The organism is Kitasatospora humi (genome assembly GCF_020907985.1).
GTDB classification, from domain to species: domain Bacteria; phylum Actinomycetota; class Actinomycetes; order Streptomycetales; family Streptomycetaceae; genus Kitasatospora; species Kitasatospora humi.
In genome coordinates, this window is record NZ_JAJJPA010000005.1 from 229,861 (window position 1) to 244,507 (window position 14,647).

The window sequence follows — 14,647 nt, forward strand, 5'->3', positions numbered from 1 at the left end:
GTGACTTCGCGGTGGGCGGCGCGCGGGCAGTGACGTGCGCCGGGGTAGCGCGGAAGGCCCCGAGCGGCGGGCCGCCCTCCAGTGAAGCGCCGTCGACGGTTCCGCCGCTTCACTCGAGGGGGTGGCGAATGGTGGCGTTTCCCGGGGAAGGATCCCCCGGACGGCCCACGGCGGGTTACGTTCGGATCACGCACCGGGAGGGGTGCGGTGCCGAGCGGGAAACGAGAATGGGGACCCCGGCGGGGTCGGGCGGGACAGGTGGACCCAATGGCAGAGAAGCAGCCCAACGAGAAGCTCACCGCGTGGTTCACGCGCAGCGGGTGGTCGAAGGGCGAGTTCGCGCGGCAGGTGAACCGGCAGGCCCGCCAGCTCGGTGCCCACCACGTCAGCACCGACACCTCCCGGGTGCGCCGCTGGCTGGACGGCGAGCAGCCGCGCGAGCCGATCCCGAAGATCATGTCAGACCTGTTCTCGGAGCGGTTCGGCTCGGTGGTCTCCGAGGAGGACCTGGGCCTGCGGGTGGCCGTGCCGGTCTCCACGGTGGCCGGTGGCGGGGTCGACCTGCCCTGGAGCGGCCCCCAGACGGTGCAGCTGATCAGCGAGTACTCGCGCAGTGACCTGATGCTCAACCGCCGTGGCTTCCTGGGCACTTCGCTGGCCCTGACGGCCGGTGCGGCGCTGATCGAGCCGATGCAGCGCTGGCTCACCCCCGGCCCGAACGGCAGCCCGACCCCGATCCTGACCGCGGCCAACGGCGGCGAGCCGTACACCGGGCGGCTCTCCGAGCCGGAGCTGCAACTGCTGGAGCAGACCACCGTGATGTTCCGCCAGTGGGACGCGCAGAACGGCGGCGGGCTGCGCCGCAAGGCCGTGGTCGGCCAACTGCACGAGGTCACCGACCTGCTCCAGGAGACCTACCCGCCGGCCGTCACCCAGCGGCTGTTCCGGCTCACCGCCGAACTCGCCCACCTGGCCGGCTGGATGTCGTACGACGTGGGCATGCACCCCAGCGCCCAGAAGTACTACGTGCTGGCCCTGCACGCGGCCAAGGAGGCCGGCGACCGCCCGTTCGGCGCGCTGATCCTCACCGACATGAGCCGCCAGATGATCCACCTGAACCGCGGCGAGGACGCGCTGGAGCTGATCCACCTCGCCCAGTACGGCAGCCGGGACACCGCCAGCCCGCGGCAGCAGGCGCTGCTCTACGCGATGGAGGCCCGCGCCTACTCCAACATCGGCGAGGTCAACCGCTGCGCCCGGGCGGTCCGGCTGGCCGAGGACACCTTCACCGACGCCGGCCCGATCGAGCAGGCCCCGGACTGGCTGCGGTTCTTCTCCGAGGCGGAGCTCTACGCGGAGAACGCCCACTCGTTCCGCGACCTCGCCTACCACTCCAGCCGCAGCCCGCGCTACGCCTCGCTGGCCGCCCCGCACATGGAGACCGCGGTCGACCTGTTCCGCCAGGACATGGAGAACCACACCCGCACCTACGCCTTCAACCTGGTCGGCATGGCCAGCGTGCACCTGCTGCAGGGCGAGCCCGAGCAGGCCGCGGTGATAACGGAGCAGGCGGTGGAGATCGCCGGCAAGGTGCGCTCGGAGCGGCTGAACACCCGGGTCCGCAAGACCACCGAGGCGGCCGCCCGGGACTACGGCTCGGTCGCGGCCGTCAACCGACTGGCCGACCTGGTGGTGGAGCAGATCCCCGAGTACGAGGCGATCTGATCGGTCAAGGCGGCCGCGACCGGCGCAGTTCACGTGCCCGTAACGCGGCCGTCAACCGTGTCACGGCCGTGAAACACCGAGCCGCACTGACCGAAACCCGCCTTCGGCACTCTCCTCTTCATCGCCGACACCCCGGGATCACATGGGACGGAATCCCTCGGGTGGCACGGCCATCACCACGAGGAGACGCCGATGCCGGACGGCTTCAGCGGAGGCGATACCGCCTTCGTACTCATCAGTGCGGCCCTGGTCATGTTGATGACCCCGGGTCTGGCCTTCTTCTACGGCGGCATGGTCCGGGTCAAGAGCACGCTGAACATGCTGGTCATGAGCTTCGTCTCGCTGGCGGTGGTCAGCGTGCTCTGGGTGCTCTACGGCTACACGCTCAGCTTCGGCAGCGACGCCTTCCACGGCCTGATCGGCAACCTGGACCACCTGGGGATGCGCGGCATCGGCATGAACGAGCTGAACGGCTCGATCCCGGTCACCGTGTTCGCGGCCTTCCAGCTGATGTTCGCGGTGATCACGCCGGCGCTGATCAGCGGCGCGATCGCGGACCGTGCCAAGTTCGGCGCCTGGGCGCTGTTCATCGCGGTCTGGGTCAGCATCGTCTACTTCCCGGTCGCGCACTGGGTGTTCTTCTTCGACAACGGGCACGGCGGCTGGCTCGGCGACCGGCAGGGCGTGATCGACTTCGCGGGCGGCACCGCGGTGCACATCAACGCCGGTGTCGCGGGCCTGGCGCTGTGCCTGGTGCTCGGCAAGCGGGTCGGCTTCAAGAAGGACCCGATGCGCCCGCACAGCCTGCCGCTGGTGATGCTGGGCTCCGGGCTGCTCTGGTTCGGCTGGTTCGGCTTCAACGCCGGTTCGGCGCTGGCCGCCAACGGCGTGGCCGGCATGGCGTTCATGAACACCCAGATCGCCACCGCCGCCGCGATGCTCGGCTGGCTGGCCTACGAGAAGATCAAGCACGGCGCCTTCACCTCGCTCGGTGCGGCCTCCGGCGCGGTGGCCGGCCTGGTCGCCATCACCCCGGCCTGCGGCTCGGTCTCGATGCTCGGCGCGGTGGCCATCGGCCTGGTCGCGGGAGCCGTCTGCGCCGCTGCGATCAGCCTCAAGTACCGGCTGGGCTTCGACGATTCGCTCGACGTGGTGGGGGTGCACGCGGTCGGCGGGGCGATCGGCTCGCTGCTGATCGGCCTGTTCGCCACCGGGCACGTCGGCCAGAGTGCCAAGGGCCTCTTCTACGGCGGCGGCTTCGGTCAACTCGGCAAGCAGGCGATGGGCGTGGCCGTGGTCGCGGTCTACTCCTTCGTGCTCTCCTGGCTGCTCGGCCAGGCGATCCAGAAGACCATCGGCTTCCGGGTCCCGGAGGACGTCGAGGTGGCCGGCATCGACCAGGCCGAACACGCCGAGTCCGCCTACGACTTCAGCTCGGTCGGCGCCGCCCTCGCCCGTACCGTCGGTTCCCCGGTCCTGGCCGGCGCCGCCCCCAAGTCCAAGAGCACCGAGAAGGCCGAGGTCGACGCCCGATGAAGCTGATCACCGCCATCGTCAAGCCGCACCGGCTGGAGTCGGTGAAGGAGGCGCTGCAGTCCTTCGGCGTGCACGGGCTGACCGTCACCGAGGCCAGCGGCTACGGTCGGCAGCGCGGCCACACCGAGGTCTACCGGGGCGCCGAGTACACCGTCGACCTGGTCCCGAAGGTCCGCATAGAGGTCGTGGTCGAGGACGCCGACGCCGACAACGTGATCGACGTGTTGGTGACGGCGGCCCGCACCGGCAAGATCGGCGACGGCAAGGTCTGGAGCGTGCCGGTGGAGACCCTGGTTCGGGTCCGGACCGGCGAACGCGGCCCCGACGCCCTGTAACTCCTCTTTCCAGCAAGGCCCTTGAAGCGGACCCGCGAGCAACTCGAGGGTCCGCTGACGGCGTTCACCACCCGGGAGGCCCAGTGACGACCACCGACTCCGCCGATCCCGCCGCCCACCAGCGGGCCAGGTCCGCCCTGCTGGCCGATCCGGAGCTGACCGGGCAGGCCCGCCGCACCGCGCTGGCCCGGCTCACCGACGACTGGCTGGCCGCGCTCTTCGGGCAGGCCGGGCCGCCGCCCGGCACCGCGCTGGTCGCGGTCGGCGGCTACGGCCGCGGCGAGCTCTCGCCGCGCAGCGACCTGGACCTGGTGCTGCTGCACGACGGAGCCGCGGTCGGCGAACTCGCCGAGCGGCTCTGGTACCCGATCTGGGACAGCGGGGTCCCACTGGACCACTCGGTGCGCAAGCTGTCCGAGGCCCGCTCGGTGGCCGCCGCCGACCTCAAGGCCCAACTCGGCCTGCTGGACGCCCGGCACCTGGCCGGCGACGCCGAGCTGACCGCGGCGCTGCGCTCGGCGGTGCTGGCCGACTGGCGGGCCACCGCGGCCCGCCGGCTGCCCGAGCTGCGCGAACTCGGCCTGGCCCGGGCCGAGCGCCACGGTGAGCTGTCCTTCCTGCTGGAGCCGGACCTCAAGGAGGCCAGGGGCGGCCTGCGGGACGTGGTGGAACTGGACGCGATCGCCGCCTCCTGGCTGGCCGACGCCCCCCGCGAGGGGCTGGCCGCGGCCCGGCGGCGGCTCAGCGACGTGCGCGACGCGCTGCACCTGACCACCGGGCGGGCCACCGAGCGGCTCAGCCTCCATGACCAGGACCAGGTGGCCGCCGAGCTCGGGGTGTCGGACGCCGACACGCTGCTGCGCGAGGTCTACCGGGCGGCTCGGACCATCGCCTACGCGGGCGAGGTGACCTGGCGGTCCGTGGACCGGCTGCTGGCCGCCCGCCGGTCGCGCGGCCGGCGCGCCCTGCTGCGCCCGTTCGGCGGTGGCACCCGGGTCGCGGCGGGGCGGGAGCCGCTGGCCGAGGGCGTGGTGGCGCAGGACGGCGAGGCGGTGCTGGCCCAGGCGGCCCGCCCGGCCGACGATCCGGTGCTGCCGCTGCGGGCCGCCGCCGCGGCCGCGCAGAACGGGCTGCCGGTCTCGCACGCCACGGTGCGCCGGCTGGCCGCCGAGTGCCGGGCGCTGCCGGTGCCGTGGCCCACCGAGGCCCGCGAGCAGCTGGTCACCCTGCTCGGCGCGGGCCGGGCCTGCCTGCCGGTCTGGGAGGCGCTGGACGCGGAGGGGCTGGTCGACCGCCTGCTGCCGGACTGGGAGCGGGTGCGCTGCCGGCCGCAGCGCAACGCGGTGCACACCTGGACGGTGGACCGGCACCTGGTGGAGACGGCGGTGCGGGCGGCCGCGCTGACCCGCCGGGTGGCGCGGCCCGACCTGCTGCTGGTGGCGGCACTGCTGCACGACATCGGCAAGGGCCGGCCGGGCGACCACTCGGAGGCGGGCGAGGTGATCGTGCGCGGGCTGGCCGCCCGGATGGGCTTCGACCACGACGACACCCAGACCCTGGCGCTGCTGGTCCGGCACCACCTGACCCTGGTGGACACCGCCACCCGGCGGGATCCGGACGACCCGGCGACCGTGGAGCTGATCGCCAAGACGGTGGGCACCGCGACCCATCTGGAGCTGCTGCACGCCCTCACCGAGGCGGACGCGCTGGCCACCGGCCCGGCCGCGTGGAGCGCCTGGCGGGCCTCGCTGGTGTCCGGGCTGGTGCGGCGGGTGGCCGCGGTGCTGGCGGGCGCGGAGCCCGACCGGCCCGCCGCTGCCGTCCGCGTGGCCGAGGAGCGGCTGGCGGTGGAGGCGGCCACGACCGGGGAGCCGGCGCTGCTGCTGCGGGCCGAGCACGATCCCTCGGCCGACGAGCCGATGGGGGTGGAGCTGGCGCTGGCGCTGCCGGAGCGGCCCGGACTGCTGGGCACCGTCTCCGGCGTGCTGGCGCTGAACCGGCTGACGGTCCGGTCGCTGAACCTGTGCGAGCTGGACCCGGTCGGCGCCGGCCCGGTGCTGCTGCTCTCCTGGCGGGTGGCGGCCGAGTTCGGCGAGCTGCCGGCGGTGGACCGGCTCCGCTCCGACCTGCGCCGGGCGCTGGACGGTTCGCTGGACACCGGCCGCCGGCTGGCCGAGCGGGACGCCGCCGCGCCGCGCCGGCGCGGCATCACCCCGCCGCCGCCGGTGGTCACGGTGGCCCCCGGCGGCGCCTCGGCCACCGCGACGGTGCTGGAGGTGCGGGCGCACGACGCGCCGGGGCTGCTGCACCGGATCGGCCGGGCGCTGGACGCGGCCGGCGCCCGGGTGCGCACCGCGCACGTCAGCACGCTCGGCGCGGACGCGGTGGACGCCTTCTACCTGACCGACGAGGACGGCCGGCCGCTGGCGCCGGACGCCGCCGCGGCCCTCGCCGAACGGGTGCAGCAGGCCTTGCGCTGACCGGGTTGGGGTCCTTTGCGGACGGGGCGGATACCCTGGTGGGCGACGACCGTACCCATACCGATGCCGCAAGGGACCCGCGACCGACGTGTTCGACACTCTTTCCGACCGCCTCGCAGCGACGTTCAAGAACCTGAGGGGCAAGGGCCGCCTCAGCGAGGCGGACATCGACGCCACCGCCCGGGAGATCCGGATCGCGCTGCTGGAGGCGGACGTCGCGCTGCCGGTGGTGCGGGCCTTCATCAAGCAGGTCAAGGACCGCGCGCTCGGCTCCGAGGTGTCCGGCGCGCTCAACCCGGCCCAGCAGATCATCAAGATCGTCAACGAGGAGCTCATCAACATCCTCGGTGGCGAGACCCGCCGACTGCGGTACGCCAAGACCGGCCCCACCGTCATCATGCTGGCCGGTCTGCAGGGTGCCGGTAAGACCACCCTGGCCGGCAAGCTCGGCCACTGGCTGAAGAAGCAGAAGCACACCCCGCTGCTGGTCGCCTGCGACCTGCAGCGCCCCAACGCCGTCAACCAGCTGAACATCGTGGCCGAGCGCGCCGGGGTGGCGTTCTACGGCCCCCAGCCGGGCAACGGCGTGGGCGACCCGGTCCAGGTGGCGCGCGACTCGATCGAGTACGCCAAGCAGAAGCAGTACGACGTCGTCATCGTCGACACCGCGGGCCGCCTCGGCATCGACGCCGAGCTGATGCAGCAGGCAGCCGACATCCGTGCCGCGGTCGACCCCGACGAAGTCCTCTTCGTGCTCGACGCGATGGTCGGTCAGGACGCGGTCACCACCGCGCAGGCCTTCCTCGAGGGCGTCGACTTCACCGGCGTGGTGCTCTCCAAGCTGGACGGCGACGCCCGTGGTGGTGCCGCGCTCTCGGTGGCGCACGTCACCGGCCGGCAGATCATGTTCGCCTCCAACGGTGAGAAGGTCGACGACTTCGACGCCTTCCACCCGGACCGGATGGCCTCCCGGATCCTCGGCATGGGCGACGTGCTGTCGCTGATCGAGAAGGCCGAGCAGACCTTCTCGCAGGCCGAGGCCGAGAAGATGGCCGCCAAGCTGCGCGGCGGCCCGAAGGCCTTCACCCTGGACGACTTCCTGTCCCAGCTGGAGCAGGTCCAGAAGATGGGCTCGATCTCCAAGCTGCTCGGCATGCTCCCGGGCATGGGCCAGATCCGCGAGCAGATCAACAACATCGACGACAAGGACGTCAACCGGGTCGGCGCGATCATCAAGTCGATGACCCCGCTCGAGCGGACCGAGCCGGAGATCATCAACGGCTCCCGCCGGGCCCGGATCGCCAAGGGCGCCGGCGTGGGCGTCGGCGAGGTCAAGAACCTGGTCGAGCGGTTCTTCGACGCCCGCAAGATGATGTCCGCGATGGCCTCCGGCAAGGGCGTGCCCGGCATGCCGGGGATCCCCGGCATGGGCGGCGGCGGCAAGAAGTCCGCCAAGAAGTCCCCGCAGGCCAAGGGCAAGCGCAAGTCCGGCAACCCGCTCAAGCGCGCCCAGCAGGAGCAGGAGGCCGCGGCCCGCAAGGCACTGGGCCCCGGCGCCGGCGCGGAGCCGGGCGGTGCCTTCGGCCTGGGCGCGGGCAACGGTCCGGCCGACTTCGAACTGCCCAAGGAGATCAAGGACCTGCTGTAGGTCCGCCAGCCGTCACGATGGCCCGTCAGCGAGCTGACGGGCCATCGGCATGCTCCATGATGTTCGAATGAGCCGAGTGACCATCCGCCCGCCCAGGGCCTGTGACGTCCAGCAGTACGCCGACGCGGTGCGCCGGTCGGCCGCCCACATCGGGCAGTGGAACCCGGTGGAGCCGGACGGACTGCCGGACCTGTTGCAGCGTCAGGGTCCCGGACTGCGCACCTTCCTGATCATCGACAAGGAGGACGGCGGGTTCGTCGGCAAGTGCAACGTCTCCAACATCGTGATGGGCCGCTTCTGCAACGCCGCCCTCGGCTACGACAGCTACCTGCCGTACGCGGGCACCGGCAGGATGACCGAGGGGATGCGGCTGGTGGTGGACCGCTGCTTCGCCGACCAGTCGGCCGGCGGGCTGGGGCTGCACCGGCTGGAGATCAGCGTGCAGCCGGAGAACGAGCGGTCGATCGCGCTGGCCCGTCGGCTGGGCTTCCGGCACGAGGGCTTCACCCCGCGGATGCTCTTCCTGGACGGCGCCTGGCGCGACCACGAGCGGTTCGCGCTGACCGCGGAGGAGTGGCAGCCGCTGGGGGTCCAGGAGGAGTAGCGGCGGGGCGGCGTCGCCGATGGGGTGTCGGTCCTCCGATCCGACTCGCCGCCCCGCCGCCCCCCGCGCCGCACGGGTGCCCGGCGGCTGGACCCCTGCGCCCGGCGGATGACCCGAACGCGTGACGGCGGTGGCAGTGGTCAGCCGCGCGCAGCGAGCACGAAACGCGCGCCCACCGGCAGCCAGACCGAGCCGTCCGAACGGGTGAACGGATGCAGTGCCTCGGTCAGCTCCTTGGCCACCGGCAGCTCGCCCGCGAAGCCGACGGCCGCGTCGTACCAGCCGGTGGAGAGCAGCCCGCGCACCGCGCTGTCCAGGTCCGGGTAGCCGAACGGGCAGTCGGCGCGGCCGCGGCCGACCAGGCGCAGACCGGTCGCGGTGGCCAGCGCCTCCGGATCGCCGACCGGATCCAGCGGGTCCGCCACCCGGACCCCACCGGCCCGCCGCCGGGCCGGCGCCAGCACCGCGGCCGCGTGCCCGGTGGCGACCGGGTCCAGGCCGGCCAGCACCAGCACCCCGCCGGGCAGCGCGAGGGACAGCGCCTCGCGGACCGTGCGGCGCGGGTCGGGGCCCAGCCGCAGCGGCTCGAACAGGGTGACCACGCCGTGCGCCGTCCGGGTGGTGCCGGGGTACGCCGCCACCGGCAGCCGACGGGCCCTGGCCAGCTCGCGCAGCGGCTCGTCCGGCTCCAGGCCGGCCACCTGGGCGCCGCGGGCCGCGGCCAGCAGCAGGGCCAGCCCGGAGCGGCAGCCCAGGCCCAGCAGGCTGGTGGCCGGGCCGACCCCCAGCTGCTCGTGCACCGCCTCGTAGAGCGGCACCAGGGTGCGCTCCTGGATCTCGGCCCAGTCGCGGGCCGACGAGCCGGGTCGGGACCTGGACGGGTCCAGGGCGGTACCGTGCGCCACAGCCATCTGGCGGGCCTCCCATCGGGTAGGTGTGAGCCGAACTTCCCCAGTCGTGCGCCCTCGCTCTAGCGAACCGCCGTGCGGCCGCCGCGTCCAGAGGAGCGCGCCGGGCCGTCGGTACTCCGGTGTGCGCCAGGGTGCGGATATCGATTCACGCTCCGAGCGCCCCACCCCGTACGATTCGGCGCATGGCTAAGGCTCCCGTTCTCACCCCCCAGGCGGACGACTTCCCGCGCTGGTACCAGGATCTGATCAACAAGGCCGAGCTGGCCGACAACGGTCCGGTGCGCGGCACCATGGTCATCCGACCGTACGGCTACGGCCTGTGGGAGCGGATGCAGCAGGAGCTGGACGGGCGGATCAAGAAGGCCGGCGCGCAGAACGCCTACTTCCCGATGTTCATCCCGCAGCACTACCTGACCAAGGAAGCCGAGCACGTGGAGGGCTTCGCCCCCGAGCTCGCGGTGGTCACCCACGGCGGCGGCAAGGACCTGGAGGAGCCGGTCGTGGTCCGGCCGACCTCCGAGACGATCATCAACGAGTACTTCGCCAAGTGGGTGCAGAGCCACCGCGACCTGCCGCTGCTGATCAACCAGTGGGCCAACGTGGTCCGTTGGGAGCTGCGCCCGCGGGTCTTCCTGCGCACCACCGAGTTCCTCTGGCAGGAGGGGCACACCGCCCACGCCAGCTACGAGGACGCCCGCGACTACGCCTCGATGATCCACACCGACGTCTACGGCGACTTCATGACCAACGTCCTGGGCATCGACGTGGTGCTGGGCCGCAAGACCGTCAAGGAGCGGTTCGCCGGCGCCATCAACACCCTCACCCTGGAGGGCATGATGGGCGACGGCAAGGCGCTGCAGATGGGCACCAGCCACGAGCTGGGCCAGAACTTCGCCAAGGCGTTCAACACCACCTACCAGCTCCAGGGCGCCGAGCGCGAGTACGTCTGGCAGACCTCCTGGGGCGTCTCCACCCGCATGGTCGGCGGCCTGATCATGTCGCACGGCGACGACAACGGCCTGCGGGTGCCGCCGCGGCTGGCCGCCGTGCAGGCCGTGGTGCTGGCCATCAAGGGCGACGACGCGGTGATCGCCAAGGTCCGCGAGATCGGCGCCCGGCTGGAGGCGGCCGGCATCCGCACCGTGGTGGACGACCGCACCGACACCCCGTTCGGCCGCCGCGCGGTGGACTGGGAGCTCAAGGGCGTGCCGCTGCGCATCGAGGTCGGCCCGCGCGACCTGGAGGCCGGCACCGCGATGCTGGCCCGCCGGATCCCGGGCGGCAAGGAGCCGGTGTCGATCGACGCCCTGGCCGCGCTGCTGCCCGGCATCCTGGAGGAGGACCAGGCGCTGCTGCTGCGCCAGTCCCGGGAGCGCCGCGAGGCCCGCACGGTGGACGTCAAGACCATCGACGAGTGCGTCGAGGCCGCGGCCACCGGCTGGGGCCGGATCTCCTGGGCCGACCTCGGTCCGGAGGGCGAGGCCAAGCTGGCCGAGCAGGGCGTGTCGGTGCGCTGCCTGGTCGCCGCCGACGGCTCGGTGCCGACCTCCTACGACCAGGACGGCAATATCGCGATTGTCGCGCGCGCGTACTGAATAGGTGACGGTGTCCCGTCTACTGGCCAGTCAGCTCCCAGTGCGGCCGAACTAGCGGTACGGTGTACGGCCCGTGGCCCTGTCAAAAAGTACGGGGCCCGGGCCGTCAAGCGGGCACGGCACCTGCTGTGCCCGGGATTCGGCCGCCCCGGCGAATGATCGACGGGTGCAGAAACCGGAGGGGGTTGGTCTTGCGTCAGAATTCGAATGCTCAGTACGGGCACCGTCACGCCCGGCTGGGAGTTTCCGGGGAAATGCCCGCAGGCTCCCAGGAATGGAACGTCGGAACCGATTCCCTCGTTGGTATAGCGTGAGCACGACACAGCCTCTCGTCCTCGCGGCCGAACTGGCCGCCGCCTGGAGCGACATCCAGGCCCATCACCGAGACCTGCCCGACCTCGCCTCGCCCGAGGCGCTGATCGGCGAGTCGTCGTCGGCCTGCGGCACCACGCTCGGCTTCGAGCGGCTGCTGCACGAGGCCGCCCACGGACTGGCCGCCGCCCGCGAGATCCGGGACACCTCCCGGGCCGGGCGCTACCACAACCGTCGATTCCTCCTGCTCGCCTCCGAGTTGGGCCTGGCCCACCCGGTGGAGCCGCATGCCAGCAGCGGCTTCTCCCAGGTGACCATGCTCGCCGAGACCCAGGAGCGCTACGCCGCCACCATCGAGCGGCTGGAGCGCGCCCTCGGCGCCCACCAGCAGGCCGTCGCCGGCTCCGCCGACGGCGGGGCGCTGCGCACCTTCCGGGGCCCGGCCGCGCGGCACGGCTCCTCGGGCGGGGGCGTCCGGGTCAAGGCCGTCTGCGGCTGCGGGCGCAACGTCCGGGTGGTGCCGTCGGTGCTGGCCCAGGCGTCGATCGTCTGCGGCGCCTGCCAGCAGCCCTTCAAGATCGCGTAAGCGCTCGACCGTCCCGCGCGCCGTGCTCCCGGCCGGGCCCAGGGCCCCGGTCGGGGGAGGCGCGCGCGATGTGGCACAATCGATAGCTGATACCCGACAGCCGAGGACCCTCTCTCCTCGCGGCTGGCGTGTCACCGGAACGGCCGGCCCCGCTGCCCCACGCGGCGCACGGTCGCTCACCCACGTCAACTCCAGGAGAATCGCTCCCGTGGCAGTCAAGATCAAGCTCAAGCGTCTCGGCAAGATCCGCTCCCCGCACTACCGCATCGTCGTCGCCGACTCGCGCACCAAGCGCGACGGCCGTGCGATCGAGGAGATCGGCATCTACCAGCCGACCTACAACCCCTCGAAGATCCAGGTCGACGGCGACCGCGCCCAGTACTGGCTGTCCGTCGGCGCCCAGCCGACCGAGCCGGTCCTGGCCATCCTCAAGCTGACCGGCGACTGGCAGAAGTTCAAGGGCCTGCCGGCTCCGGAGCCGCTGAAGGTCGCCGAGCCGAAGACCGAGGACTTCTCGCACCTCTTCGCCAAGGCCGTCGCCGGCTTCGAGGACGCCACCACCGGCGTCGCCATCACCCCGAAGGCCAAGAAGTCGGACAAGGTCGAGGCTGACGCCGAGACCACCGAGGCCTGATCGTGATCGAGGACGCCCTGGACCACTTGGTGAAGGGCATCGTCGAGCACCCCGACGACGTGCAGGTGCGCTCGCGCAACCTGCGCCGCGGGAACACCATCGAGGTGCGGGTGCACCCCGATGACCTCGGCAAGGTGATCGGTCGCGGCGGTCGGACCGCCCGGGCGCTGCGCACCGTGGTGGGCGCGCTGGGCGGCCGCAACGTCCGCGTCGACCTGGTCGACGTGGACAACCTCCGCTGACGGTCACCACCGTTGCTCGGAACGGCCGGGACGCCTCGCGCGTCCCGGCCGTTCGCCGTTCTCAGCCAGATCCAGTAGCAAGATTCAGGAGTGGAACCGTGCAGCTCGTCGTCGGCCGGATCGGCCGCGCCCACGGCATCCGGGGGGACGTCTTCGTCGAGGTCCGCACCGATGAGCCGGAACTGCGGCTCGGCCCGGGGGCGGTGCTGCTCACCGACCCCGCCGCCGTCGGCCCGCTGACCGTGGAGTCCGGCAAGGTGCACAGCGGCAAGCTGCTGATCCGGTTCGCCGGGATCAAGGACCGCACCGCCGCCGAGGCACTGCGCAACACCATGCTGATCGCCGAGGTCGACCCGGACGAGCGTCCGGAGGACGAGGACGAGTACTACGACCACCAGCTCATCGGCCTGGACGTGGTGCTGACCGACGGCACCCCGGTCGGCGAGCTCACCGAGGTGGTCCACCTGCCCTACCAGGACCTGCTGACCGTCAAGCGCCCGGACGGCAGCGAGGCGCTGGTGCCGTTCGTCAGCGAGCTGGTGCCCGAGATCGACCTGGAGAACCAGCGCTGCGTGATCGACCCGCCGCCGGGGCTGCTCGACCCCGCCGAGGCCGAGGTCGACGGCGGCCCGGAGCAGGACCGATGAGCACGGCATCGACGGGTGAGGGACCGCGGCACGGCATGCGGATCGACGTCGTCACGATCTTCCCCGAGTACCTGGAGCCGCTGAACGTCTCGCTGGTCGGCAAGGCCCGCTCCCGCGGCCAGCTCGACGTGCACCTGCACGACCTGCGCTCCTGGACCCACGACGTGCACCGCACCGTGGACGACACCCCGTACGGCGGCGGCCCCGGCATGGTGATGAAGCCGGAGCCCTGGGGCGAGGCACTGGACGCGGTGCTGGCGGCCGGCCCTGAGGGTGAGCTGCCGACCCTGGTGGTGCCCACGCCCAGCGGCGTGCCGTTCACCCAGGAACTGGCCCAGCAGCTGGCCCAGCAGCCCTGGCTGGCCTTCGCCCCGGCCCGCTACGAGGGCATCGACCGCCGGGTGATCGAGGAGGCCGCCACCCGGATGCCGGTGGTGGAGGCCTCGATCGGCGACTACGTGCTGGCCGGCGGCGAGGTCGCGGTGCTGGTGATGGTCGAGGCGATCGCCCGGCTGCTGCCCGGGGTGCTCGGCAACGCCGCCTCGCACCAGGACGACTCCTTCGCCCCCGGTGCGATGGCCGACCTGCTGGAGGGCCCGGTCTACACCAAGCCCGCCGAGTGGCGCGGTCGCGCGGTGCCCGAGGTGCTGCTCAGCGGCAACCACGGCAAGATCGCCCGGTGGCGCCGGGAGCAGGCGTTCGCCCGCACCCTGGCCAACCGCCCCGACCTGGTGGCGCGCTGGCGGCAGGACGGCTTCGACAAGAAGGAGCGCGAGGCGCTCAGCGTGCTCGGCCTGCGCTGGGACGAGGCGGCCGGTCGATTTCTCGGCGTGACCGAGGCTGTGGAAGAATAGGCCGCTGTTGTCTGTCGCCCGACCCCCGCGAGGGGGCCAGTGGACCGGTGTCCCCGCCACGGGGGAGCCATCGCCAGCCGAAGCGGCCCGCAACAGACCCCATTGTGACGAATTTCCGTGGGCGGCCCGTGGCGCCTGCGATGGAGAGCATCATGAGCAACAAGCTCGCTGCTGTCGACGCGGCCTCGCTGCGCACCGACATCCCGGAGTTCCGCGCCGGTGACACCCTGAAGGTCCACGTCCGGGTCATCGAGGGCAACCGCTCCCGTGTCCAGGTCTTCCAGGGCGTCGTGATCCGCCGCCACGGTGCGGGCATCGGTGAGACCTTCACCGTCCGCAAGGTGAGCTTCAACGTCGGCGTGGAGCGCACCTTCCCGGTGCACACCCCGGTCGTCGAGAAGATCGAGGTCGTCACCCGCGGTGACGTCCGTCGCGCCAAGCTGTACTACCTGCGTGACCTGCGCGGCAAGGCCGCGAAGATCAAGGAGAAGCGGGAGCGCTGAGTCGTGGCCCCCGGTGCTCCCCGGGGGTTCAGCCT

The 14,647-nt window shown here is 72.3% G+C and carries 14 protein-coding genes; 13 read left to right on the forward strand and 1 reads right to left on the reverse strand.

What is annotated here, in order from left to right; translation table 11 throughout:
• The first annotated feature begins 267 nt into the window (after positions 1-267).
• The 6 genes from nsdA (at position 268) to LN042_RS08015 (ending at position 8,328) form a co-directional block, all read left to right on the forward strand.
• Positions 268-1,725 carry a transcriptional repressor NsdA gene (gene nsdA / locus LN042_RS07990; RefSeq protein WP_230049843.1) on the forward strand — a complete coding sequence of 486 codons (1,458 nt, stop codon included), beginning with the start codon at positions 268-270 and terminating at the stop codon, positions 1,723-1,725.
• A 192-nt stretch (positions 1,726-1,917) separates the two neighbouring features.
• A complete protein-coding gene (locus LN042_RS07995) occupies positions 1,918-3,261 on the forward strand; it encodes an ammonium transporter (RefSeq protein ID WP_230049845.1) in 1,344 nt (447 codons plus the stop codon).
• A complete protein-coding gene (locus LN042_RS08000; protein ID WP_230049847.1) occupies positions 3,258-3,596 on the forward strand; it encodes a P-II family nitrogen regulator in 339 nt (112 codons plus the stop codon). The genes LN042_RS07995 and LN042_RS08000 overlap by 4 nt, the downstream gene beginning before the upstream one ends.
• 83 nt (positions 3,597-3,679) lie before the next feature.
• Entirely contained in the window at positions 3,680-6,076 is a 2,397-nt protein-coding gene (locus LN042_RS08005) for a [protein-PII] uridylyltransferase (protein ID WP_230049849.1), read from the forward strand.
• An 88-nt stretch (positions 6,077-6,164) separates the two neighbouring features.
• Positions 6,165-7,724, forward strand: coding sequence for a signal recognition particle protein (gene ffh, locus LN042_RS08010; RefSeq protein WP_230049851.1), 1,560 nt, complete (start codon positions 6,165-6,167; stop codon positions 7,722-7,724).
• Between the two features lie 67 nt (positions 7,725-7,791).
• Positions 7,792-8,328 carry a GNAT family N-acetyltransferase gene (locus tag LN042_RS08015; protein WP_230049853.1) on the forward strand — a complete coding sequence of 179 codons (537 nt, stop codon included), beginning with the start codon at positions 7,792-7,794 and terminating at the stop codon, positions 8,326-8,328.
• Positions 8,329-8,468: 140 nt separating this feature from the next.
• On the opposite strand, the gene LN042_RS08020 is transcribed toward LN042_RS08015, so the two are convergent.
• Complete coding sequence (locus LN042_RS08020) at positions 8,469-9,239, reverse strand: class I SAM-dependent methyltransferase (RefSeq protein ID WP_230049854.1); 771 nt, start codon at positions 9,237-9,239, stop codon at positions 8,469-8,471.
• Between the two features lie 182 nt (positions 9,240-9,421).
• Here LN042_RS08020 and proS point away from each other — a divergent pair, with 182 nt between their 5' ends.
• The 7 genes from proS (at position 9,422) to rplS (ending at position 14,612) form a co-directional block, all read left to right on the forward strand.
• Positions 9,422-10,834: a proline--tRNA ligase gene (proS, locus tag LN042_RS08025; protein WP_230049855.1), complete on the forward strand. Its 1,413-nt coding sequence runs from the start codon at positions 9,422-9,424 to the stop codon at positions 10,832-10,834.
• A 274-nt stretch (positions 10,835-11,108) separates the two neighbouring features.
• The gene (locus tag LN042_RS08030; protein ID WP_249800746.1) at positions 11,109-11,732 is read left to right on the forward strand and encodes a hypothetical protein; all 624 of its coding nucleotides are present in this window, start codon (positions 11,109-11,111) and stop codon (positions 11,730-11,732) included.
• A gap of 208 nt (positions 11,733-11,940) precedes the next feature.
• A complete protein-coding gene (rpsP, locus tag LN042_RS08035; RefSeq protein ID WP_101382369.1) occupies positions 11,941-12,366 on the forward strand; it encodes a 30S ribosomal protein S16 in 426 nt (141 codons plus the stop codon).
• A gap of 2 nt (positions 12,367-12,368) precedes the next feature.
• A complete protein-coding gene (locus LN042_RS08040; RefSeq protein ID WP_230049857.1) occupies positions 12,369-12,608 on the forward strand; it encodes an RNA-binding protein in 240 nt (79 codons plus the stop codon).
• Between the two features lie 98 nt (positions 12,609-12,706).
• Positions 12,707-13,255 carry a ribosome maturation factor RimM gene (gene rimM, locus LN042_RS08045; RefSeq protein WP_230049859.1) on the forward strand — a complete coding sequence of 183 codons (549 nt, stop codon included), beginning with the start codon at positions 12,707-12,709 and terminating at the stop codon, positions 13,253-13,255.
• Positions 13,256-13,290: 35 nt separating this feature from the next.
• Positions 13,291-14,109 (forward strand): tRNA (guanosine(37)-N1)-methyltransferase TrmD, encoded by an 819-nt coding sequence (trmD, locus tag LN042_RS08050; RefSeq protein ID WP_230049940.1) that lies wholly within the window; start codon positions 13,291-13,293, stop codon positions 14,107-14,109.
• A 152-nt stretch (positions 14,110-14,261) separates the two neighbouring features.
• Entirely contained in the window at positions 14,262-14,612 is a 351-nt protein-coding gene (gene rplS, locus LN042_RS08055) for a 50S ribosomal protein L19 (RefSeq protein ID WP_230049861.1), read from the forward strand.
• The last annotated feature ends 35 nt before the right edge of the window (positions 14,613-14,647 follow it).